Raw genomic sequence first — 21,783 nt, 5'->3', positions numbered from 1 at the left:
CGAATTCTGCCGATCGCGCCCTGCAGAGGATCAGAATCTTGCGCCAGCCCTCATGGCACCCTCATTGTCGAGCCAGGGAAAACACCTGATAACGCTGCCAGACCTTGCGCGCATAGCGCAGACGCGCGGCTTGCCGTTGCGGAGAATTGCCGGTGTTATAGGCACCCACTGCGGTCCAGTTGTAGCCGTAACGCGCGATAAATTCGGCAAGCACCGACGCACCGACTTCAACTGACAGGCAAGGATCACCCAGCAGGCGCTGCTCAGTGATGCCCTGAGCGATCAAACGGGGTAGATGATGGCTGTTGATCTGCATTAACCCGATGTCTCGCGAACCGTCCTTGTTGTAGTTCATTGCGTTCGGATTCTGTCCCGATTCGACATCGGCAATCGCTCGAAGCAGTTCGGGCTCGATCGCATGTCGCGCCCCCGCCTGACTCCAGCACCAGGCTTGCGCCTGGCCCGCGCCAAGGCACACCAGCACCGTTAGCCACTTGATTCTGCGCGGTATCATGCCAGACGCCGCTCGCTGACCAGCGTCGGTCGCTCGCGGGCAGGATGATCCTGCGTCGATGCCTGATAGCCCACATCAGGTTCTCGTTGCAAAGAACTCCAGAGCGGCGCAACCACTGGACCACTTGTCAAACCGGACCAACGGGTTGACGACATGCCATCCACGGATCGCAGCCTGGCCAGAGCCAACCAGTTCGCATACAGGTCGCGGGCATTGAATGGATTGACGCCGAACAGCACATTCCAGGCAGCCAGTCCCTGTTCACCGATTGCGCTTTCGCAGAGCCCGGCCTGTTCGAGTTCGTCCCAGGCTGCCGCGTGCTGGTCAAAATAAGCCAACACCACGGCATACAGAATCACCAGCAACGAATTGCCCGAGGCGCCTTGTTGCAGGGCTCGACGAGCCATCAGTAAGGCCGACTCGGGACTTGCGGCAAGCGCAATGCGCATACGCAAGACCTGCGCCCTTACGCAATCAGGATCATGCTGCAGAGCATTGTCGATGCTTTGCGCAGCCTGCTCGTTGCGCCGCCAGAACCAGTGATGCCAGGCATGAAAGTAATGAACGTCAGCCTGATCGGCATTCAGCAGACAGCGTCGGAAAAGCACTTGGGCCGCCTGTTCGCTGCCGCGCAGACTGGTGAGCAAAGCCAGGCGAGCCAAGGCAGGGATGTTGCCAGGGTCCAATGCCAGGGCATTGGAAATCGCCGATTGTGCCTCATCGATTGCCCGGCCCTGATAACACGATCCGATCATTGCCTGACCCAGCCACGCATCCGCCAAACCATACCAGGACAATGTGTGCCCGGCATCGAGCTTCAGACACTGGCGAAACTGTACCAGCGCATCGCGCAGACTCTGCGGAGTGTGCTGCTGCACGCTGCACAAACCACGCAGGTACGCCACCGCGGCCGGGTATGACGCGCAGGCATCACCGACAAGGCTCAAACCGGGAATGCGCTGCGCAACCAGGCACGTCAATGCCCCAAGCGACGCCCCGAGATCACGGACATCCAGTGTCTGCCCATGCAGCAGAGCGTGATCGCGGCCACGGATCAACTCGACCGACCATTGCTGCTGATCGCTCGGGCCGCTACACCGCCCGCTCAAGCAGTAGTCCGCAGACAACTGCCCGACCAGCGACCGCACATCGACCGGTTGTGCATATGCCGCCATCAATCCCGAGGGGATGACGTGCAACACCTCGCCGAACGCCAACGTCAACTGACGGATCATCACATCCTGCAGATCCAGCGCTGCCGTCTCCCCCAGATTGCGAAACGGCAGAACAGCCAGCGAAGGCGCCACAGCCCTCGCCTGACCAGATGTGTCGAGTTCGACAACCGCACAGGTAAATCGATAACCCTGGCCGTACACCGTCGCAATAAAGTCCTTGTTTTCCCTGAGCAGCTTGCGCAATGCATAAATGCAGCGGGTCAACGATTCTTCGGCGGCATCCATCTCGGGCCATACATGGTCCAGCAAATAATCCTTGCTGACGACCGACCCCGCCGACTTCAGCAACATGCGCAGTACGTTCAACTCTTTGGGTGGGACGTGAACTCCCTCTCCATCTCGCATCAGCGTTCCATCGCTTTGCAATAGCCAGTGGTCAAACACGAATGACTTGACCGGCGATTGATCAGTTGCACTGTCCATACTTTGAAATTTCTCTATAGAAAGTTACTGAAGCGCAATCAAGCCTGAGGGTGATCAGGCTCGAGATGACAAGCCGCGTGACTATAGGAAGTTGAGTGGGAGGATTCCGTAGGACTAGTAACCCTATGGCGTAGGAAAGTGCGACACAAGCAGTAAGTTCACTTTAAAAATTAAGCATCGACCCGCGACCCATAGCAAAAAACAGAATCTTACAAAATTAAAAAGTACTCCTTACAATCGAAATGACAGACTGTTTTTTTAAATGCTCAATCCTATTTGCACTCTCTCACCAAACAACAAATATCACCGACCGTTCGCCACTCCGTCACATCTGCATCCGGTAGATCGATACCAAACGCCTCATTGATGGACATAACAATCTCTACAACACCCACGGAATCAACGCACAAGTCTTCCACCAGCCGTGAATCCGACTCGATCGTCCGTCGATCAACCTGTAAATAACCTGACAGCACCTGTATAACCTGACGTTCAAGATCATCACTCATGAAACCCGACATTACTCCCTCCAACAAAAAATTCGGGCACAACCCTAGCCCGAAAAAGCCAGTACCACGCCCGTTTCAAGAACATTCTTTTACTTTTACTGACATGCGTCAGCTTCACTTCAAAAATTCAACATGGCCTTCAACATATCTGCGAACTGATTCAGATGTGAAGACAAGGTCTTATTGAAGTTATCGTGATAAGAGTTGGCATTCGAGTACTTCTGCGTAAATGACTGCAATGTGTTCTTCATGCGTTCTTCCTGGGCATTGAAGCCGGTTTGCCAGGCCTGGAATTTGGCGGTGTCCCAAGTCACTGTACCGCCGGACGGCAGGCTACTTTTCATGGTCCATAGCGGCCCGGTGTCTATGACTACGCAGTAACTGCCGTCGGAATTTTGCTTGAGGCAACTTGCAGGCAGCCCCAGCGCTTCTCGCCACTTTTCCGCTTCCGCCCTGCTCGCGCCTCCTTTTCCGGGTTCGGGAAACAGCACGGATGCAGGATTTGGATGACTGTATTTAGCGATCAGGTCATCAAGTGCGGCTCTCAGCGCACCGGCATTCAATTTGACTTCTTTGCCCTCATTGGCGCCTTGAATCCAGTCTTTCAACTTCGCGGTAATTTCCGCATTGAAGTCGGAGAAGAAGTTCGAATAGGCCGAAATGATGTGTTCATAACCGGCCAAGTAACCGTTCTTGATCAGGTCAATGAGTTCGAGCAGCTTGTCAAAAAACTCGTTTGAAGAATTAATTCTTAGGTCGCACTCGTCAGCGATCTCTTCCGGCACCGGCATTCGCTTCAGGTCATCGAGAATACGGTCTTGCTGATCGTAGAGTTGCTGGCGTTGCTCCATTGGCAGCGTATCGAGGCAATGGGTGAACACCGTTCCACTCTGGCGCATCTGGTGTGTCCACATCAGCGATCGAATACGTTTAGCGTGAATCTGCTCGACAAACTCGGCAGACGCAAAATACTGCGCCAGAATCTCTGCAGGTGAGCTTTGAAGTTCTCTGGGAACTCCAGCCGGGCACTTGAGCATATTTTCCAGATTACGACTCAGCGCTTTTACCGAACGTTCGAGTAACTGCGTCAGGGAAAACGCAGCGAAGATCCCGGAGGGCATTTCAGGGGGCGGCGGCGGTTCAGCAACGGCGTTGAAATCTGCCGACGGCATGCGTCCAGGAGGTGTGGAATCCGGAATTCTCATTTTGACCTCCTATTCAAGCTGATATTGCACGAATGATTTCAGCGCGCGATTGAAAAAGCTGCATCACCATTTCCATCAATTTTTGCAGTAACGCCGCCTCCGCCGAGTCTTTCTGGCCGACTTCATCGCTCAAACTCTTCTGGGTGTTTTGCGCACTTTGTTGCAGTACTTCCTTCTCCCGTGCTGCGTGCTCGGATATGCGCACCATGTTCGACACGACCTGACTGATGCTCATCGACATGGCGTTGAGCGCGCGACCGATTTCGAGCTTCTTTTCTATCCCCTTGCTGCCCATTTGACTGAGCCAGTCGGAGGTCTGCCCGACCTTCTGCGCCTTGAGGATTTCACCGTCGAACCAGGCTTGTTCCCGGGCGGTCAGCGTGGCGCCCTGGGGTTTGAAATCCACTGACGTCGAGCGGCCGAAATCATCGAAGGTCTTGATCTTGTAGGTGGTTTGCGGGTTCCAGTCATCGCGGGCGCGATCGCGCTTCAGATCACTTGCGATGTTGTTGGCTTCCAGCGAGTTACGTTTGTGCAAATTGATGTCCGCATGCTTCAGACCTTGACCCTGAAAGGTCTTGGCCATGGCGAAACCGGCGATAGCACCGGACACCACTGCCGCGGTGATGGCGCTGTTGAGCGCAGCCTTGCCAGACTCGACAATGGCGGCGCCCTGGGACTTGGCGGCGTCAGACGCCATGACGCTGAAATGGCCACGCAGTTGTGCGTTGGCGACTCGTGCGATGTTCAACGCAATGATCGCGGCCACCAATACATTGGCATGTTTTTCCCAGGCACCGGGGTCGAACATCAGCTCGTTGAGGACTTCATCCCTGAGCGTTGTCGAAGCAGCCACGAAGTCTTGCCAATCGGACTCACTCGGCTGGTAATCGTTGATCGCACTGTCGAATTGCGCTGCCGACGGGGTTCGAATATCAGGGTTCTTGAGGAGTTGTTTGTCGACGATCGCCGTACTCAGAACGAGGTTCTCGGGCGCATCTTGTTTCATTTTGGCGGGAACTGCCGCCTCTTGCGAATTGATCAGTGCGCGCGAGATCACGCTTGCGCCGCTAATAGTGGTCATATCGAATTCCTTCCATCCATGATTTCAAACCTGCCGAACCATATGCAGGCTGACAGAATGACTGCGTTGCATATCGGCAAAGACCTGCTCGATCTGTCGGGTGCGGTCCTGCATTGCCTGGCCGTAGTCATCGACCAGCCGGGTGAGGTAGGAGGTGATTTCCTCGCTAATCGCCATGCGTACTCGTACATCGGCCAGGTGTTCGGCAGCCTGGGCCTGGTGCACGCCGCTCCTGATCTGCAATCCGCCCTGCACGGCCACATTGCCGAACTCGGTGACGGCCTGGGCGATCTCCAGGTTGGCGGCGTAGCGGGCCAGGGTTACGGGATCAGCGCCATTGGTGATGAAGCCGCGCAACTGGGTCAGCATCTGGGTCAGTGAGTTACCGACCGATGAAGCCGCCTGTTTGAACGCCTGCATGGCGGCGGGCACGGCATTGGCAATCATCGAAGACAGTTTTGAGGCGATGGCGCCGACCATCGGCCCGATCACCTGTGCCCCGACCACGGCGACCAATGCAACGGCAGCCAGCGTTGCCGCGATCCCCTGGATCATGCCGGCGATTTGTGCGATGTCTTTGGCGGTCTCAGGGTCGACACCCAGCCCGATCAACAGTTGGGTGTAGAGTTCGGTAAATAACTTGATGGCTTCCTGCATTACAGTGGTCAGCGGCTTCATGGCTTCGGCCATGAACGACACACCGGTTGCTGACTGAACCGCGGCATCGGAAATCATGATCGCCGCACCAATCACACCCACCGCGATCAACACCGGGTTGGCGGTCAACACGCCGGCGGCGATGGTCGCGACGGTCAAAATCGCACCGACGATTTTGCCAATGCAACCCATGGTTTTCTGCAACGCCTCGGCCTTGCGGACTTCTTCCAGATACTTTTCCGACTCGAGCTTCATGTGCTCCTGAAGCTTGGCTTGCAGCTCCAGGAACAGCTCTTGATTGATCTCTTCCTTGTTCTGCGCGGCATCACCCAGCAATTCAATGATCTTCAAGCGGTTCAGCAATGCCAGTGCGCTGCTGCTCAGCGCCTTTTCGTTGGACTCCTTCACCGAGGGTCCGCCGAGCCCGGCTTCCTGCACTTTCACGGCCACCGCGGCCAGCGTTTTGGCGCAGGCGTTGGCGAGCTCGATCAGTTTCAGGTGGGCGTCGGTCGCCTTTTGCAGTGTCTGGGTATGGCCCGCCAGCTCACCTTTGAGTTTGTCACGTAGCACCAGCTCACTCGCATACTCTGGTGACTCCGGATCCAGCCCCGCCAGCCGTGCTTCACTCTCATCCAGCAATCCCTGGACATGCCGAACCCGTTCCTGCAACTGATCGAGGTGCTCCTGGCTGCTCCCGATCTCGCCCTCGGCAACCTCCAGCGCCTCGACGGCTGCAGCGTAATCAGCCGCCAGTTTTTCATGCCCCTGCTGCCTGGCACCGGCCATGCTTTGCAGCATCGCCAGGCGATTTTTCAGTTTGTTGACGTCGACCTCGCCGAGCATCTCGCTGATCATCGCCATCAACAGGGTGAACAGGTCACCATTGGTTTCCTGTTTGTTGCCGTCCGCGCGTGGTGGTGGCGTATGTAGCACGGGCCTGCCAGCATTGGCGACGGATGGGCCGGATTGGCTTTCGTAGCTCACCGACGTCAGGCGCGCCAATGCCTCTTGGCCGGCCTTCTGAAAGTCAGCCGTCCTGGCGACCTGGCTGGCCGCCTTGCCATATTTCTCAAAGGCCTCGTCTCGACCTGTCGAGCCTGAAAATATCGGGTTGAAGGTGCTTCTGATCTCACTCATGTTCTGTCTCCGAACAATCCTTTTCAATGTGACTCAAGGTGTCGAGATACACCTGAGCCTGCTTGTGCAGATCGTCTTCCGTGGCTTGTTCAAGCACATATTCGAAACACAACCTGGCCTTGCCGATCTTGCCCAGCGCCAGGTGGCACTGGCCGGTGTACAACATGGGCCGGTAGTCGTTCTTGCCTTGGGCGAAGGCGATCGCATACAGATCGATCGCTTTCTGGTGGTTGTGCTTGAGTTGGTGTACGGCGGCCAACCCCATCCAGTAATGGCTGTTGTTGAAGTCGTAGATGCACAGGAAGTGAAAGAACTTCTCGGCATCATCCAGCCGTCCCTGTTCATAGAACTGAAAAGCGAAGGCGTAGAGGCTGTTCATGTGCTCGTCACTGATGCCTTGTACGTCTTTCAACGCCGCGCCACCGAGCACTGCATCCACGACTTCGAGGGCCACTTGTTCATCTTGTTGTTTGTCGCGACTCATCAGCCACACTCCTGAAAAACGTCAGCGCTGCTGACGACTGCATTGAGCCAAAGCGCTGGTGAGCACGCTGCCAAATTGCGCTCATGCCAACGTTCGGGGGAAAACGGAAAAGGGAGAAATCAGGCTTGCTCGACCTGTTCGAGCCAGATCAACAGACGCAATACTTCTTCGATTTCCTGCACCTGAAGGAAGCTGTAGCGCTGGTGGATTTTGAATATCCGCCGGGCCAATGCGATGTCATTGATCACCGGTACCCCGACTTCCCTGGCATAGGCTCGTACCGCCAGGGCGCGTTGGTTGGTTTCCATCAGTGAGATGAACGGCAGCACAGTGATTTCCGGGCGGAAGTACACACCGATGGCAATGTGGGTCGGGTTGGCGATGATCATCCGCGAGCTGCGCACATCGGATTTGACCTGCTCGGACAGCAGCTCCATATGCAGGTCACGCCGACGGCCCTTGATTTGTGGATTGCCATCCTGCTCCTTGTGTTCGCGCTTGACTGCGTCCTTGTCCATCATCTGATCTTTCATGAACAACCAGTATTCACTCAACGCATCCAGCACGACGATCAGCAGCACGCATCCCAGGAACGCCAACACCAGCACCAGCAATAAGTGCCCCCAGATCGCGAACAGCTCCGGTGCCTGGGTGAACAGTTGGGCAAACAGCAGTTGCCGCTGCGTGATCCAGACGATCCACAGCGCCATGGCAAAGCTGCCCAGGTACAACAACGCTTTGACCGTGTCCTTGACGGTGCGCAGGCTGAACAGTTTTTTGAATCCATTGATCGGATTCAGCGCACCGAGATTGAGCTTCAACGCCTCGCTGGCCAGTGCAAAGCCGCTTTGCAACAACGCAGGTAGTGCACTGGCCAAGACGCACACCAGCAGCAACGGCAGCAATGCCTTGAGCCCGACCAGCACCAGCATCGCCGAGTACACTTGCATCTCCACGTCAAAGTCACTGGCGATGATGCGCCGATAGACTTCCATGACCTCGAACAATGAGCTGTTGAACACCATGTAAGTGATGCCGCAGAGGGTCAGGCAGGTGACCACCAGATCCTTGGCCTTGAACGTCTGCCCTTTGCGTGACGCATCGCGCAGTCGCTTGGCGGTGGGTTTCTCAGTCTTCGAGGCGCTGGACGACATCGGCGGCCTCCCCGTCGACACCCAGATAGCGCTCCAGCCCATGGGATTTCATGCCCATGCGCATGACTTCATCCGGCAGGTGCACGCCGAAATACAGCATCAACACCACCAGCGCCACCAGGCTCTTGACCGTCAGCGACACCGAGAATGCGTTCATTTGTGGCGCGTACCGCGAGAGCAAGCCAAGCAGCGCTTCGCTGACCAGCAGTGTGGCCACCACCGGCGCGCTGATCACCAGCGTCTTGCTCACCAGAGCATCGAGCAGGCTCAGGACTGATGGCAGGTGCATCTCGCAACCATTGGCCGGCGTGCAAATACGGTAGCTGTGGCCAACGGTTTCGAGCATCAGCAACATGCCGCCGCCTTCGAGATAAACCACCGCGGCGAACAACTGGAGAAAATTCGCCAGCTCCGAGGTATCGACGCCGTTGGCCGGGTCCACTGTGCTGCTGAGCATTGCGCCGCGCTGGTTGTCGATCAGGTTGCCCATGGCGTGCAGCACCCAGAACGGCCAGCACAGCAGGCATCCAAGCAGCACGCCAATGCCGGCCTCACGCAACACCAGACCGAAGAATGCCAACCCGTCGAGAGCAGGCAGCGGCACGCCCACATAGACCCAGAATCCCGTCGCCACCAACACAATGACGGCCTGGCGTGGCGCCCCCGTGAGCACGCCGCTGTTGAGAAACGGCAACATGAAAAAAATCGGCGCCAGGCGTGCAACCCCAAGAATGGCAGCGGCGAACCAGGCGTACAGATCGAAAAACAACGTCACCGACATTGCGCTAACCCAACGCCAGACGTATGACTTCACGGCTGAAATCGAGCAGGGTTTCACCGTACCAGCCCGAGAGCAGGAACAGGCACGCGGCGACGGCCAACAACTTGAAACCGAACGGCAGTGTCTGCTCCTGTAATTGGGTCACGGTCTGAATCAACCCGACCACCAGGCCGACCACCGTGGCGACAATGATCGGCCAGGCCACCATCAACAGGATCAGGTACAGGGTTTTATTACCGGCATAGACCAGGTCGTTCATGAGCCGCCCCTACGCCAGCAAGGTCAGGTATTGCTTGACCAGCCCGGTGGACAGCAACGCCCAGCCGTCCAGTGCAACAAACAACACCAGTTTGATCGGTACCGAAATGATCACCGGGCTCATCATCATCATGCCCAGCGCCAGCAGGATGCTTGAGATCACCAGATCGACGATGACGAACGGCAAATACAAGTAGAAGCCGATCTTGAAGGCGCTTTTGATTTCACTCAATGCGTAGGCCGGCAGCAGGGAAAACAGCGACGGCGTGAGTTCTTCATCGGCGGGCAGACCGATGTCGGACTCACTCTGCACCGCTTGCGCCCGCTCGAAGAACAGTGCCAGTTCCGGGTCGGTGTATTTACGCAGGTATTCCTTGTATCCCCCCAACCCGTTCTCGGCAAAATTCACCACCGACTCGATGTCGGTAAAAGCCACCTGTTCTTCCTTGTAATAGTCATAGCCTTGCTTGAGCACCGGCGTCATCACGAAAATCGCCAGCATCAAGGCAATCGCATTGAGGGCCATGTTCGAGGGCACCTGCTGCAAGCCCAAGGCGTTACGCACTATGACAAAGACAATGGAAAATTTTATGTAGCAGGTGCCTGCCGCCACCAGAAACGGCAGCAGTGAAGCGAACGCCAGCAGCGCGATAAGCGAGACGTCATTCATCGCGGCATTCCGTCCGGTGAGCCGTTGCGATAGACCTCGAGCAACTCCACACCCAACTGCTCTTCCAGTTGCACCAGTTCGCCACGGGCCACCGGCTTGCCATTGGCGCGCACTTCGATGTGCCGCGCCGCATCGTCCGTCAGCGGGATCAGTTGTCCCTCGATGATCCGCGACAGCGTGGCCAGATTGATTTCCTGGGTCGCGAGCACGAATTGCAGACGCACCGGCAAAGCGCCGAGGTCAAAATCGGGATCGGAATCTGCCGAGCCTTGGACGTCGGTCGCGGTCGATTGCATGTGTATCCCCTGTTCAGTAAAGGTGAAAACGCCGAGGCATTGATGCCCCAGGCAGCATCGTTGCGAACGCTGGATGATTCGCAGGACATCGCCCGCCTTCAGCCGTATCCGATGTCTGAGATGACTCGACCCCAGCATCAGCTCCAGGCGCAGCGGCAAATCGCTCAGCCATGAGTCGGCGTCCAGGGGCAGGCTGGCGGCCCGTGCCGGTGGCAATCGGGTCAACCACAGGCGCCCACGAGGCGTGTCGAGCCATGGCAGTTCTTGCGGCGGCAATTGCCCGGGAAGGACCCCATCGACGTCGGATACTTGCTGGTAGTGCAAGTCGTCTACCTCCAGCAGCAAGGGTTGCGGCACCGCGCGGAACAGTTCGGCGATGTTCATCAGCGAGCACTCGACCGTCAGTAACGACCGCAAACCCGGGAGTGATTGATACAACCAGTCGCGGGCGTCGATCAAACCCCGCCATTCCCCGCCCTCGCCTGATGCGCGAAAACACAGGTAGCCCGATTGCCCTGGCGGATGGCCTGAACCGGCGTCGACATCCGCGCTCCGCCAGCGTCGTATCGCTTGCGCGGCGGTATGCGCCTGGGCGTTGATCCGGCGCAACTTCAGTGCGCTCATGCGCCCTGCCCGGCGTCTTCGGTCTGCTCGTCGTCCGGCGGCTGCCGCGAGCCCTGGCGCTGCTGTTCGCCGTCGCTATCGGTCAGGTGCCAGGCGGGTTCGCGGACGTGCTCCAGCGACACTTTGAGTTGTTCGAAAACCTGGGCATTGCTCGGGCTGAGTTGCAGGTTGCGGGTGGGCTCATCGGCCACGCGGCTGATCGTCACCTGCCCGCTGACGGTTCCTTTGTTGAACGGAACCTGCAGCAAGCTCCGGTCGGCAACCGACAAGGTTTCGATGATCGGGTCGAGGGCATGCGGTGCTGGCGGCATCACGGGCGCCGAGGCCGCAGGTGATGCAACTGTCGGCACATGGCGTGCGGTCGGGAGGCTCGATAAGGCTTCGGGCCTTTGCCCTTCGAACTCAGGTATCGGGGGTGCACCTGGAATGGCGGCACGTTCGACCGGGAGCGGTTCGACGATGTTTGATGGGGGCTGGATCGGCCCTGACTCAACAATGATCGGAGTCGCCAGGTTTATCGGTGCCGACGCGACAACTCTGTCGACAACAGGCGCAACGTCAGCCACAGGTGACAACAACCGAGGCTGCACAGGTTTACTCAACAGCGGCTGCGCTTGTGGATGAGACTGCGGTGTGAGCGGCCGTACTTCGTCGAGTTCAGCAACCAGCTTTTCCGGGAGCGTGACCATCGTCTGCAAAGTGATTGCGCGACCAGTGTCCATCAGGGGTCGATGACACAGGATCAACGGCGCCATCAGCTCCAGAACACCTTGTGGCAGCTCATCCTCCTGCACCGGCACCAGCCTGTCGTGCAACTCATCCATCGGCTGTTCGGTGACGGGGTCCAAGGGTTGAACCGGCAAGGGTGAAATTACAGATACATTGCTCATCGCGGAACTCCGTTCATCTCTTCCACTTCTCTTTCATCCCGGCGCATCTGCTCCAGCCGTTGCCTGCGTAACAGCTGCTGAACAGCCCCTTCGTACTTGTCGTGCTTGCGCTGCGCGAACCGCAGTTGCTCGCTCTGCTCCTGCAACGCTTGCTCAATCTCCCGGCACTGCTGATCGACCCGGTCACGCTCCAGGCGCAACAGATCTATCTGCCGCCGAATGACCGCCTGCCTTCGCAACAGTGCCAACAGTTGCCCGTGATCGAGCACACAGTCATTGGCGCGATGGCTGGCCAACAAACTGTGTAGCGCCGCTTCTTGTCCGTCGAAAGCGGCCCGCTCCTGCACCAGCGGCTGCAGTTGCTGCCGGGTACGCGCTATCAGCAGTTCAGCGCGTTGCCGACGGAACTGGCTGAGCGCCAACAGGCGAAGGCGATCGGCTAATGGATTCATGCCATGAGCCCCTGTAATTGGCCCAGGGCCTCGTCCGGTTCACAGCATTCGCCCGTGGGCTGGCGCAACCACTGGTGGAGGGCTGCGCGGCGTTGCAGCGCCTGGTCATTGGCGGCGTCCGCGCCTGGGCTGTACTCCCCCATGTCGAGAAAAACCTGCAACTGCTCAAGCCGCGTCAGCGTATCCCGGGTCGCCGCCGCCAGTTGCTGCACCTGCGGCGGGGTGACTTGCGTCGCCACGCGACTGACGCTGCGCAATACATCGATTGCCGGGTAGTGACCCTTGGCCGCCAAGGCTCGACTGAGGTAGATGTGTCCGTCGAGAATCGAACGAATCTCCTCGGCGATCGGGTCCGGCTCGTCGTCACTTTCCAGCAGCACCGTGTACCAGGCGGTAATGCTGCCGGAAGCGGTCACACCCGGTCGTTCCAGCAGGCGCGGCAAGGCATCGAACACCGAGGCCGGATAGCCCCGTCGCGCCGGTGCTTCACCCGCAGCCAGGGCCAGGTCGCGACGGGCCCTGGCATAGCGCGTCAACGAGTCCAGCAACAACACCACACGCTGGCCCTGGTCACGGAAATACTCGGCGATGGCGGTGGCCTGGAGCGCCGAGTTGCAGCGGTCCACCGAGGAAAAATCCGACGTGGCGTACACCACCACGCAGCGGGCGCGTTTTTCCGACTGGCGCAGGTGCGCGATGAATTCGGTCACTTCGCGGCCTCGCTCGCCGATCAGGCCGATGACAAACACATCGGCGTCGGTGTGGTTGATCAGCATATTGATCAGGGTGGTTTTGCCGGAGCCGGCGGCGGCGAAAATGCCGATGCGTTGACCGATACCGCAGGTCAACAATCCATCGATCACCCGAACGCCCGTGCACAACGGCTCCACCACCGGGCGCCGCTGCTGGTACGACGGCGGGTCGGCATCCACCGGATAGTCCTGTTGCGCCAGCGCCGTAGACGGTGCCAGACGCTCGACGATAGTGCCCTGAGGGTCGACTACGCTGCCGAGCAAGGCGTCACTGCACGTCAGTTGCAGGGTCGAACCCGTGGGCACAATCATCGATTCCCTGGACAAGCCTTTCGCATCACCGAGCAGGCTGAGCAGAACAGCGTCGGGTTTGAAGCCGATGACCTGCGCCCGGGCCACGACCTGAGGCAGGCGCCAATGCCGCCGTACTTCGCAGACCTCGCCCACTACCACATCGCCCAAAACGGCTTCGATCAGGGGACCGCTCAAACGCAAGGGATGGGCCGCATGCCTTTCCAGCCGGGTGTTCATCGACGTAAAAGTTCGCACAGCGTTTCGGTTGCCTGCACGAAAGCATCCAGGGCTTGCGCGAAGTGTTCAGCGTCGCCGAGGGCATGGGAATTGGCCATCAAACGCAGTTCGAGCCGTTCCTGAACGACGCAAAGGTGCAATTGCCCGGTGCGGGAAAAAGCATTGCCCTCAAACAAAAACCGCATCAAATCGAAGGCACAATGGTTCATTGCACCCGGGCTCGCTTCTGCGACCGTCGTCCAGACCCAGACATCGCCATCGACCATCGCCACGTTGATATCGGGCAGATTCTTCATCTGCATTTCAATGGTGCTGTGACTATCGAAATGCCCTATCTGGCTGTCCTTGCAGCCACTATGACGTAGCGCTTCGCGCAACAGATCGGCAATATCCATTGACATCATTTACGGGGTTTCCTTACAGGGTTTTGATCACATTGACGGAGACGGTCTCGCAGACTTCGCCGAACGACATCACGTCCAGCTCGCGACAACGCCCCTCGATAAGCTTCTTGACGTAGCGCCGTACATCGACCGAACACAGCAGCACCATGTCCTTTTGAGCAATGTGCACACTGTCCAGGGCGACGCTCAGGCGATCCATCAGCTCTTCGGATTCGGCCGGCTCGAGGTTGATGAAACTGCCGGCCGAGGTTTGCCGAATCCCGCGCCGCACCACCTCTTCGAACTCAGCCGACAACAGCAACACCCGCAAGTCATTACCCTGGGCAAACTTGTTGCTGATGTAGCGGGCCAGCGAGCCACGAACGTGCTCGACCAGCGCCAGCGCGTCTTTTTCCCGGGACGCCCAATGGGCCAGGGACTCAAGAATGAGCTTCATGTTGCGCACGGAAATACGCTCGCCGATCAGGCGCTGCAGCACTTCGGTGACCTTCTGCACGGTGACGTGGCGATAGACTTCCTTGAGCAGATCGGGGCAGCGGGTTTCCATTTCGTCGAGCAGTTGCTTGGTTTCCTGCACGCCGAAAAACTCCTGGATGTTGCGCGCCAGCAAGGTGACCAGGCAGCGGTAGCATTCCTCGTCCGCCGGGCGCAGGTGATAGCCCAATTGCTGCACCCGTTCCTGGTCGGTGGCGTTGACCCACACCCCGCCCAGGCGATTGCTGTCACTGCCGTGCACCAGGGCAAAGCCCATGGATTCCAGCTCCGGCGAGTAGTCGAGCAACCGCCAGTGATCGAAATGGATATCGAACTGCTCGGCGCGCACTTCGTTGATCAGCACCGCCACTTGATGCGCCGGCAATGCTTCGCTGGCGCGCAATTGCGGCTCGGGTATGCGTAGACCGTAATCGACGAAAAACTGGCTGCGAAAACGCGCCGCCCAACGGGCCCTGGTCAACTCATCGAGGCGCGCGGTGGGCACCAACAACATCAGCGGGATGGTTTCGGTGGCGACATTATCGATGTCCTCGAGCAGGCCCGAGCCGGTCTGCAAGGCTTCACCCTGCGTCGACGATGGCCGGCTGTCACCCTGGCCCTCGACCCTGGAGGCCTTGCGCCGGCGAACGAACACCAGCACTGCCAGGGCCGCGGCGATGGGCAGGAAGGTCAGCAGCGGAAAACCGGGCAACAGGCCGACACCCACCGCCAGCAGCGCCGTCACCCCCAGCACGAACGGATGACCCAGCATCTGGGCGAGCATGTTGCGCCCCAGGTTGGCATCATCGCCGTTGACGCGGGTAACGATGAAGCCGGCGCCGATGGCGATCAGCAACGCCGGAATCTGAGCCACCAGACCATCGCCTATGGTCAGCAGGGTGTAGGTCGACAAAGCTGTGGACAGGTCCATGCCCATCTGCCCGACGCCAATGGCCATGCCGCCGATGAAGTTGACGAAGATAATGATGATGCCGGCGATGGCGTCGCCCTTGATGAACTTCATCGCGCCGTCGAACGAGCCGTACAACTGGCTTTCGCGCTCCAGCACGCTGCGCTTTTCCTTGGCTTCCTCGGCTGTCATGGCGCCAGCCTTGAGGTCGCCGTCGATGCTCATCTGCTTGCCGGGCATGCCGTCCAGCGAGAAGCGCGCCGCGACTTCGGCCACCCGCTCCGAGCCCTTGGTGATCACGATGAACTGGACAATAGTGACAATGGAAAAGATCACGAAGCCCACCACCAGGCTTTCACCGATCACGAACTCACCGAAAGAGGCGATGATCTCCCCCGCATCAGCCTGGCTGAGGATCAGCCGGCTGGTGCTGATCGACAGCGCCAGGCGAAACAGGGTGGTCAACAGCAGCAACGCCGGAAAGGTCGAGAAACTGAGGATGCGTTCGATATAGAACGACCCCAGGAACACCAGCAGCGAAATCACGATGTTCAGGCCGATGAGAAAATCCACCAGCACCGTCGGCAGCGGAATGATCAGCATGGCGATGATCATCACCATCAGCGACAGGATCAGCAGCTCCGGGCGAGCGCTGACGTTGCGCAAAAACACATTGAGCATGGCGGGTCAGTTCCGGGAAAAAGTCATGAGCTGCCGCCGGGACGACGCCGCTCAATACATTCGAGGGCATAGGCAATGTCCGCCAGGCGCGTGAACTGCTCTGCCAGACGCAGCGGCGCCTGTTCATCGGCAAACAGCGGCGCCGGTAATTGCAGGCTGAGCCGGCGCACCTTCTGCAGCACCGTCGAACGCTCATGGTGCGCACTCAACAGCACTCGCTCACCCAGGACGCCGAGCAACAGCTGGTCGAGTTCATCGGGGTAGGTCAGCACACCGAACAGGAACACCAGCCAGTCGGGCTCATCGGGGTTGTGCCGGCAGATGAGTGCATCACCGAGCAGGCCGCGGATAAACAGGTCATCGGCTGAACGCAGGCGTTTGAGGTCGTTCACCCGGGCCAGCAGTTGACCGAACTCCACTTGCGAACAACTGGGATCCTGGGCGCTGATGTCGGTAAGCAATGCCGCTTCAATGAAGGCCAGCACAGCGCTGCGTTGCGACGGACCGTACAGGGCGATCCAGTCCTGATAACAACTGACCGGCCCGCAATCGGACTCGATAAAATCCCGGTAGGTCTCGCGCAACAGGCCTGCACGCACCGTCATGCTCGCACCGAACATTCTGGCTTTGAGGGCGGTATTGATCCCGGCACTCATGCGCTTGGGGGAGCCTTGGGCAACCACCGTCTGCAATAGCATTTCAAGCCGCTGACGAGTCCGTGTCTCGAGTTTTTTCCGGCGCAGCAGTTCGCGCAGCACCAATGCCAGGTCGCTATCGTCGGGAAACAGGTTGCGTACCATCTGCAGCAACCAGCTGTCGGACTTGTCCGCCAGCCGCGCCAGGCTCAGCACCTGCCGCGCCTTGGGCACGGTATCGTCCTCCAGGACTTTTTCGAAGGAGTCGGTCAACGCATCGGACTTGAGCTCGAACTGCCGCCGGCCACGGAACTGGGTCAAGGCTGCAGACATTTCATCGCTGATCTGCACAAAGCGCCGGGCCACGTCGGCCGTTGTGCCATCGTCAAGATCAAGCTCTGCATCGACCTGCGGTTGCGGATGCTGGGCGGCCTTCTCGGCATTCAAGCGTGCCTGGGCCGCTCGCCCACCGGTGGAAATCGGTGGCAGGATCATTTTTCTGCCGCCCGGAAAAAGGATCGACGCACCCGCTCATGCTGCTGTGGGCTCAGCAATCGCGCATCCGGCTCAACCGTGGCGGGCTCAAGGGCGTCGAGAATTTCCTTGGGCTGAATCAGGAACACCCGCACCGTATTGGCCGAGCGGTTCTGCCGATAGCTGAACAATCGGCCGACCCACGGAATCGAACCCAGCACCGGTATCCGTCCGATTTGCTCGCTGTTGTCATCGCGGGTGAAACCGCCGACCAACAGGCTCTTGCCCTGGGGCACCCGCGCCACCGTGCTGATCCGTGTACGCCCGACCGTCGGCAAACTGCCGGGTTGCTTGTCCCGGTCAGGTTTTTCTACTTCGTTGCCGTCTTCAATACTGAGTGACATTTCAATTTCGTCCGCCTTGGCGAAACGGGGCAGAACGCTGACGAGCGTGCCATAGGTCACGTGCTGCAAATCGACACTGCGCTCCCCCACCAGCGGCGCATAAAACGTGCGGTTGTTGTCAAAGATCGCCGGCACGTTCTCTTGTGTCAGGATCACCGGACGCGAGACCACATTCGCCCGGTTGGTGCGCTCCAGGGCCATGACCTGGGCGACGAACGAAGCGCCATCAAGGGTGGTCGCCGAGCCGGCGTTGAGCGATACGGTGAATGTCCCACTGGACTTCAATGCGCCCTGCCAGTTGATGCCCAACTGATTGAGTTCGTCCTTGTGCAAATCGATGATCCATAACGACAACTCCACATGTCGTTTCGGCGTATCCAGTGCACTCACGAGATTCTCGATAAAGCGCACCTGCTCCGGCAAACCCTTGACCAGCAGGCTGTTGGTGTCCGGATAGGCCACCACGCGAATGTTTCCGGCGGCCATCTCCCGGGCAATGATCCGCGGCGCGGCCGGGTCCTGATCGGGGGATGTGGTCGCCAGGCCTTCCAGGGGAAACGCCGGCATCGCTCGCTGCGCCGGGGCTTGCGCAACGGCCGGCTCGACCTCGCGCTTCTCGCCGCGCAACAGATCCTCGATCACGGTTGCCAACCCGGGGATGGTCACCTTGTCATCGCGCAGCTCGTATTTACGGTCGCTGACAAAGGTGTTGTGCACCTGGATAACGCCGATCTGCTGCCTGCCCAGCAACAGTTCCGAGCGCTGGTTTTCCATCAGACCGGCCGCTTGCACCACTAGATCTACATACATCGGCGGCCCCGACACATGGAACGTATGCAGGCCGTCATGGCGCAACGGATAACGGCCATCGAGCAGCCCGGACCGCTCGAGAAACGCCTGAAGCCTGGCCACGGTCAGGGTCTGCAGCGACATCATCGAGTTTTTCACTTCCGCGGCGTCGTACAGATAGATCGCCTGGCCATCGCTGTACCAGATCAACCCCATCTGTGCGCTGACCCGCTCGAAGGTCCGTTGCGGCGAGCGCAGATCAAAGCTGCCGGAGATCCGCTTGGCCGAGGCGGCCTTGCTGATGATCACCGGTTTGCCCAACGGCCCGGACAACTCCGAAAAAAACGTGCGCACACTCTGTTCGCGAGCCACGTATTCGTCGGCATTCGCCCGCACCGTACACGGCACCAGCATCAATATGGCAGCCAGCCAGAAGGGCAAAACATACAAGGATTGAACGCCGCGGTTCATCGGTTCACTTGCCTGGAAGGTAGGTAATGTCGGCCAGGCTGCTGGGTGTGAAGCCCACCAGTTCGCGAACTTCCTTGGAGAAATGCGAAGAAGAGGCAAAACCGAACTCCAGCGCCAGATCCGTCAGGGAACGGTCCTGCAGACTCATGTTCAACAGCGCCTGGGCCGTCCGCCAACCGCGCAATGCAGGCTTGGGCGCCGTACCGAGCGCCTGCCGGCACAATCGACGAAAATGCGACACCGACACCCCATAGCGTTGCGCCAGAGTGGTCAGTTTTTCGCTGTGGGTGCCCTGTTCCAGCAGAAAGCGCACAAGCCCGTAACTCTCAGTCTGCCGCAACACACCGGCAAAGGCCTGATAGGCCGCACCGCCAGCCATCGCCTGATCGAGGTACCAGCGCTCTAGCGCCTGTTCCGACTGAACCTGTGTATAAGGCACTGGCAATGCCGCCCAAGGTGCCTGACGGTCTCGCTGAGTGATAGGCGCATGGCCCATATCGATGAACACCTGCAGTTTCACCAGCGGTGCCTGGGCAATTGGCAGGGTCGGCATACTGCCGTTGACCTCAAATCCGCTGGTCACTGCAATCAGCCCTTCCCAGCCCATCGGTAGGCAGCAGGCCGAGACGCACTGCGCCGGGGCCAGACAAACGGCGGATTGGTCTACACGCAGATGCAGCAGCCGCTCGCAGGAGCGGGTATTAGTGGCACGTGTGGCGTGTAGTGATTCGATGGGCACACCAACCTCCTTTGCGGCCTGACGATGTAGGTCGGCAGGATGCAGGACGGGGCGTGTCGAATCCTGATGCAAATATGATGAAATCCGGGCTGGCATATGCCTTGCACCCGTTCACGCATCAGCACGCAAACCAACGGCGGAATGCGTGCCAGGACAATGGCGTCGTCACCCGGCCTTGCTCGTGCAGGATCTGGAACGACGTTTTTTTGCAAGGTGTGAAATCGATGAACGAACCGTCAATCGGCCCTCTGGCCTGGGTCAATGGCAGCGATGCCCCGGAAAAAACCGAAATCAATCTCGGCTTCATGGCCCTGAGCGACTGCGCCTCGGTGGTTGTCGCCGCCACCCAGGGCTTCGCCCAACCTCACGGCTTGACCCTGAACCTCAAGCGTCAATCGTCCTGGGCCAACCTGCGGGACAAACTGGTCAGCGGCGAACTCGATGCCGCCCACAGTCTCTACGGTCTGATTTATGCCGTTCACCTAGGCATCGGTGGCGTGGCCGCGACCGACATGGCTGTGTTGATGGGCCTGAATCAGAACGGCCAGAGCATCAACCTGTCCCGCGGCTTGCAGGCGCTTGGAGTGACCAGTCCTGAAGCACTGGATCGGCACGTGCACCAAACTCGCCCAAAACTCACCTTCGCCCAGACTTTTCCCACCGGCACCCACGCCATGTGGTTGTATTACTGGCTCGCCAGCCAGGGCATTCACCCGCTGCTGGATGTCGACAGCGTGGTGGTGCCGCCACCGCAAATGGTCGCGCACCTGCGGGCCGGGCGTATCGACGGCTTCTGCGTCGGCGAACCCTGGTCCGCCAGCGCCGTGCAACAGGACCTCGGCTTCACGCTGGCCACGACCCAGACCATCTGGCCCGATCATCCGGAAAAGGTCCTCGGCTGCACCCGTGCGTTCGTCGAGCAATACCCCAATACCGCCCGGGTGTTGGTGATGGCGGTTCTGGAAGCCAGTCGCTTCATCGAAGAAAGTACCGAGAATCGCCGCAGTACCGCACAATTGCTCAGTGCCGCGCAGTACCTTGACGCACCACTGGACTGCATCGAACCGCGCCTGCTGGGCGAATACGCCGATGGCCTTGGCCATCACTGGCAAGACCCGCACGCGCTGCGCCTGCACGGGGATGGCGAGGTCAACCTGCCGTACCTGTCCGACGGCATGTGGTTCATGACCCAGTTTCGTCGCTGGGGCTTGTTGCGCGATGATCCGGACTATCTCGCGGTAGCCCGGCAGGTCCAGCAACTGGACCTCTACCGTGAAGCCGCCCGTGCCGTCGGCGTCGCTTCATCAGCCGAGCAAATGCGCAGCAGTCAATTGATCGACGGCAAGATCTGGGACGGCTCGGACCCGGCCGGTTATGCCCGCAGTTTCAAACTGCACGCCATGAGCGATAGCTCGCACCGATCCGCCAGCCGCTGACAGGAGACCACGAACATGCTGCGTATCCTGCTGATCAACGACACCGCCAAGAAAGTCGGACGCCTGAAGGCCGCCCTGACCGAGGCCGGATTCGAAGTGATCGATGAATCCGGCCTGATCATCGACCTGCCCGAACGCGTCGAAACGGTGCGTCCGGATGTGATTCTGATCGATACCGAGTCACCGGGTCGCGATGTCATGGAACAAGTGGTGTTGGTGACGCGTGACCAGCCACGACCGATTGTGATGTTCACGGACGAACACGACCCCGATGTGATGCGACAGGCGATCAAGTCCGGGGTCAGTGCCTACATCGTCGAAGGCATTCACGCACAACGCCTGCAGCCGATTCTCGACGTGGCCATGGCACGCTTTGAGAGCGACCAGGCCTTGCGTGCCCAGCTGCATGCCCGCGACCAGCAATTGGCCGAGCGCAAGCGCATCGAACTGGCCAAGGGACTGCTGATGAAGATGAAGGACTGCAACGAGGAAGAGGCCTACACGCTGATGCGCCGCCAGGCGATGAGCCGCCAGCAGAAGCTGATTCAAGTGGCGGAGCAGATTATTGCCATGAGTGAACTGTTGGGCTGACCCCGCCCCTGTGGCGAGGGAGCTTGCTCCCTCGCCACAAAAGCAGTGTTGGCACAGATCTCGCTAAGTAATCACCACAGGTAACCAACGGCGGTTGCCCCACCTACGACAAAGACGTC

Annotated in this window: 22 protein-coding genes; 2 read left to right on the top strand and 20 right to left on the bottom strand. The window is 59.1% G+C overall.

All coding sequences use genetic code 11. The features are described from left to right. Positions 1-61 precede the first annotated feature (61 nt). The 20 genes from AC1DVE_RS02480 to AC1DVE_RS02385 all read right to left on the bottom strand — a co-directional run bounded on the left by AC1DVE_RS02480 (position 62) and on the right by AC1DVE_RS02385 (position 19,637). Positions 62-514 carry a transglycosylase SLT domain-containing protein gene (locus AC1DVE_RS02480; RefSeq protein ID WP_477783693.1) on the bottom strand — a complete coding sequence of 151 codons (453 nt, stop codon included), beginning with the start codon at positions 512-514 and terminating at the stop codon, positions 62-64. Next, a complete protein-coding gene (locus AC1DVE_RS02475; RefSeq protein ID WP_477783692.1) occupies positions 511-2,172 on the bottom strand; it encodes a winged helix-turn-helix domain-containing protein in 1,662 nt (553 codons plus the stop codon). The genes AC1DVE_RS02480 and AC1DVE_RS02475 overlap by 4 nt, the downstream gene beginning before the upstream one ends. Before the next feature lie 272 nt (positions 2,173-2,444). After that, a complete protein-coding gene (locus AC1DVE_RS02470) occupies positions 2,445-2,681 on the bottom strand; it encodes an acyl carrier protein (RefSeq protein ID WP_223532544.1) in 237 nt (78 codons plus the stop codon). Between the two features lie 119 nt (positions 2,682-2,800). Beyond that, positions 2,801-3,886, bottom strand: a complete 1,086-nt coding sequence (locus AC1DVE_RS02465) for an IpaD/SipD/SspD family type III secretion system needle tip protein (RefSeq protein ID WP_223532542.1) — start codon at positions 3,884-3,886, stop codon at positions 2,801-2,803. 13 nt (positions 3,887-3,899) lie between these two features. Next, on the bottom strand, positions 3,900-4,895 hold the full coding sequence (locus AC1DVE_RS02460; RefSeq protein WP_411741617.1) for a cell invasion protein: 996 nt from the start codon (positions 4,893-4,895) through the stop codon (positions 3,900-3,902). Positions 4,896-4,994: 99 nt separating this feature from the next. Further along, entirely contained in the window at positions 4,995-6,764 is a 1,770-nt protein-coding gene (gene sctE, locus AC1DVE_RS02455) for a type III secretion system translocon subunit SseC family protein (RefSeq protein ID WP_477783691.1), read from the bottom strand. Then, positions 6,757-7,248 (bottom strand): type III secretion system translocator chaperone SicA, encoded by a 492-nt coding sequence (gene sicA, locus AC1DVE_RS02450; protein WP_223454953.1) that lies wholly within the window; start codon positions 7,246-7,248, stop codon positions 6,757-6,759. Before sicA ends, sctE begins: the two co-directional genes overlap by 8 nt. Positions 7,249-7,367: 119 nt before the next feature. Then, complete coding sequence (locus tag AC1DVE_RS02445) at positions 7,368-8,402, bottom strand: EscU/YscU/HrcU family type III secretion system export apparatus switch protein (protein ID WP_223535050.1); 1,035 nt, start codon at positions 8,400-8,402, stop codon at positions 7,368-7,370. After that, complete coding sequence (gene sctT, locus AC1DVE_RS02440; RefSeq protein ID WP_223454956.1) at positions 8,377-9,183, bottom strand: type III secretion system export apparatus subunit SctT; 807 nt, start codon at positions 9,181-9,183, stop codon at positions 8,377-8,379. The genes AC1DVE_RS02445 and sctT overlap by 26 nt, the downstream gene beginning before the upstream one ends. Positions 9,184-9,187: 4 nt before the next feature. Then, positions 9,188-9,442: an EscS/YscS/HrcS family type III secretion system export apparatus protein gene (locus AC1DVE_RS02435; RefSeq protein ID WP_020795892.1), complete on the bottom strand. Its 255-nt coding sequence runs from the start codon at positions 9,440-9,442 to the stop codon at positions 9,188-9,190. Between the two features lie 9 nt (positions 9,443-9,451). After that, positions 9,452-10,111 (bottom strand): EscR/YscR/HrcR family type III secretion system export apparatus protein, encoded by a 660-nt coding sequence (locus AC1DVE_RS02430; protein WP_223454958.1) that lies wholly within the window; start codon positions 10,109-10,111, stop codon positions 9,452-9,454. Next, positions 10,108-11,031 carry a FliM/FliN family flagellar motor switch protein gene (locus AC1DVE_RS02425; RefSeq protein ID WP_477783690.1) on the bottom strand — a complete coding sequence of 308 codons (924 nt, stop codon included), beginning with the start codon at positions 11,029-11,031 and terminating at the stop codon, positions 10,108-10,110. The genes AC1DVE_RS02430 and AC1DVE_RS02425 overlap by 4 nt, the downstream gene beginning before the upstream one ends. Continuing rightward, complete coding sequence (locus AC1DVE_RS02420) at positions 11,028-11,921, bottom strand: SpaN/EivJ family type III secretion system needle length determinant (RefSeq protein WP_223454962.1); 894 nt, start codon at positions 11,919-11,921, stop codon at positions 11,028-11,030. The genes AC1DVE_RS02425 and AC1DVE_RS02420 overlap by 4 nt, the downstream gene beginning before the upstream one ends. Then, positions 11,918-12,373: a type III secretion protein gene (locus tag AC1DVE_RS02415; protein ID WP_223454964.1), complete on the bottom strand. Its 456-nt coding sequence runs from the start codon at positions 12,371-12,373 to the stop codon at positions 11,918-11,920. The genes AC1DVE_RS02420 and AC1DVE_RS02415 overlap by 4 nt, the downstream gene beginning before the upstream one ends. Then, complete coding sequence (gene sctN / locus AC1DVE_RS02410; RefSeq protein WP_223454966.1) at positions 12,370-13,656, bottom strand: type III secretion system ATPase SctN; 1,287 nt, start codon at positions 13,654-13,656, stop codon at positions 12,370-12,372. The genes AC1DVE_RS02415 and sctN overlap by 4 nt, the downstream gene beginning before the upstream one ends. Beyond that, positions 13,653-14,060 carry an InvB/SpaK family type III secretion system chaperone gene (locus AC1DVE_RS02405; RefSeq protein ID WP_223532536.1) on the bottom strand — a complete coding sequence of 136 codons (408 nt, stop codon included), beginning with the start codon at positions 14,058-14,060 and terminating at the stop codon, positions 13,653-13,655. Before AC1DVE_RS02405 ends, sctN begins: the two co-directional genes overlap by 4 nt. A 13-nt stretch (positions 14,061-14,073) precedes the next feature. Continuing rightward, complete coding sequence (locus AC1DVE_RS02400; protein ID WP_223454970.1) at positions 14,074-16,125, bottom strand: EscV/YscV/HrcV family type III secretion system export apparatus protein; 2,052 nt, start codon at positions 16,123-16,125, stop codon at positions 14,074-14,076. A gap of 23 nt (positions 16,126-16,148) precedes the next feature. Beyond that, complete coding sequence (sctW, locus tag AC1DVE_RS02395) at positions 16,149-17,255, bottom strand: type III secretion system gatekeeper subunit SctW (protein ID WP_223532534.1); 1,107 nt, start codon at positions 17,253-17,255, stop codon at positions 16,149-16,151. Then, complete coding sequence (sctC, locus tag AC1DVE_RS02390) at positions 17,252-18,898, bottom strand: type III secretion system outer membrane ring subunit SctC (protein WP_223542847.1); 1,647 nt, start codon at positions 18,896-18,898, stop codon at positions 17,252-17,254. The genes sctW and sctC overlap by 4 nt, the downstream gene beginning before the upstream one ends. Positions 18,899-18,902: 4 nt before the next feature. Then, entirely contained in the window at positions 18,903-19,637 is a 735-nt protein-coding gene (locus AC1DVE_RS02385) for a helix-turn-helix domain-containing protein (RefSeq protein WP_223454976.1), read from the bottom strand. A gap of 224 nt (positions 19,638-19,861) precedes the next feature. Between AC1DVE_RS02385 and AC1DVE_RS02380 the strand changes: the two genes are divergently transcribed. Together AC1DVE_RS02380 and AC1DVE_RS02375 are read left to right on the top strand one after the other, a co-directional pair. After that, a complete protein-coding gene (locus tag AC1DVE_RS02380; protein ID WP_223454978.1) occupies positions 19,862-21,073 on the top strand; it encodes a CmpA/NrtA family ABC transporter substrate-binding protein in 1,212 nt (403 codons plus the stop codon). Positions 21,074-21,088: 15 nt separating this feature from the next. Beyond that, positions 21,089-21,664 carry an ANTAR domain-containing response regulator gene (locus AC1DVE_RS02375; protein WP_223532528.1) on the top strand — a complete coding sequence of 192 codons (576 nt, stop codon included), beginning with the start codon at positions 21,089-21,091 and terminating at the stop codon, positions 21,662-21,664. The last annotated feature ends 119 nt before the right edge of the window (positions 21,665-21,783 follow it).

The organism is Pseudomonas sp. P4_B4 (assembly GCF_056402255.1).
This window is presented reverse-complemented; position numbering and strand designations above follow the sequence as displayed.

What these genes read in the sequence shown, in the direction of transcription:
- AC1DVE_RS02445 (WP_223535050.1), bottom strand. Translation starts at nt 8,402, where the DNA reads ATGTCGTCCAGCGCCTCGAAGACTGAGAAACCCACCGCCAAGCGACTG.
- sicA (WP_223454953.1), bottom strand. Translation starts at nt 7,248, where the DNA reads ATGAGTCGCGACAAACAACAAGATGAACAAGTGGCCCTCGAAGTCGTG.
- AC1DVE_RS02420 (WP_223454962.1), bottom strand. Translation starts at nt 11,921, where the DNA reads ATGAGCAATGTATCTGTAATTTCACCCTTGCCGGTTCAACCCTTGGAC.
- AC1DVE_RS02400 (WP_223454970.1), bottom strand. Translation starts at nt 16,125, where the DNA reads ATGCTCAATGTGTTTTTGCGCAACGTCAGCGCTCGCCCGGAGCTGCTG.
- sctE (WP_477783691.1), bottom strand. Translation starts at nt 6,764, where the DNA reads ATGAGTGAGATCAGAAGCACCTTCAACCCGATATTTTCAGGCTCGACA.
- AC1DVE_RS02375 (WP_223532528.1), top strand. Translation starts at nt 21,089, where the DNA reads ATGCTGCGTATCCTGCTGATCAACGACACCGCCAAGAAAGTCGGACGC.
- sctT (WP_223454956.1), bottom strand. Translation starts at nt 9,183, where the DNA reads ATGTCGGTGACGTTGTTTTTCGATCTGTACGCCTGGTTCGCCGCTGCC.
- sctN (WP_223454966.1), bottom strand. Translation starts at nt 13,656, where the DNA reads ATGAACACCCGGCTGGAAAGGCATGCGGCCCATCCCTTGCGTTTGAGC.
- AC1DVE_RS02405 (WP_223532536.1), bottom strand. Translation starts at nt 14,060, where the DNA reads ATGATGTCAATGGATATTGCCGATCTGTTGCGCGAAGCGCTACGTCAT.
- AC1DVE_RS02470 (WP_223532544.1), bottom strand. Translation starts at nt 2,681, where the DNA reads ATGAGTGATGATCTTGAACGTCAGGTTATACAGGTGCTGTCAGGTTAT.
- AC1DVE_RS02435 (WP_020795892.1), bottom strand. Translation starts at nt 9,442, where the DNA reads ATGAACGACCTGGTCTATGCCGGTAATAAAACCCTGTACCTGATCCTG.
- AC1DVE_RS02460 (WP_411741617.1), bottom strand. Translation starts at nt 4,895, where the DNA reads ATGAAACAAGATGCGCCCGAGAACCTCGTTCTGAGTACGGCGATCGTC.
- AC1DVE_RS02430 (WP_223454958.1), bottom strand. Translation starts at nt 10,111, where the DNA reads ATGAATGACGTCTCGCTTATCGCGCTGCTGGCGTTCGCTTCACTGCTG.
- AC1DVE_RS02465 (WP_223532542.1), bottom strand. Translation starts at nt 3,886, where the DNA reads ATGAGAATTCCGGATTCCACACCTCCTGGACGCATGCCGTCGGCAGAT.
- AC1DVE_RS02475 (WP_477783692.1), bottom strand. Translation starts at nt 2,172, where the DNA reads ATGGACAGTGCAACTGATCAATCGCCGGTCAAGTCATTCGTGTTTGAC.
- sctC (WP_223542847.1), bottom strand. Translation starts at nt 18,898, where the DNA reads ATGAACCGCGGCGTTCAATCCTTGTATGTTTTGCCCTTCTGGCTGGCT.
- AC1DVE_RS02480 (WP_477783693.1), bottom strand. Translation starts at nt 514, where the DNA reads ATGATACCGCGCAGAATCAAGTGGCTAACGGTGCTGGTGTGCCTTGGC.
- sctW (WP_223532534.1), bottom strand. Translation starts at nt 17,255, where the DNA reads ATGATCCTGCCACCGATTTCCACCGGTGGGCGAGCGGCCCAGGCACGC.
- AC1DVE_RS02415 (WP_223454964.1), bottom strand. Translation starts at nt 12,373, where the DNA reads ATGAATCCATTAGCCGATCGCCTTCGCCTGTTGGCGCTCAGCCAGTTC.
- AC1DVE_RS02425 (WP_477783690.1), bottom strand. Translation starts at nt 11,031, where the DNA reads ATGAGCGCACTGAAGTTGCGCCGGATCAACGCCCAGGCGCATACCGCC.
- AC1DVE_RS02380 (WP_223454978.1), top strand. Translation starts at nt 19,862, where the DNA reads ATGAACGAACCGTCAATCGGCCCTCTGGCCTGGGTCAATGGCAGCGAT.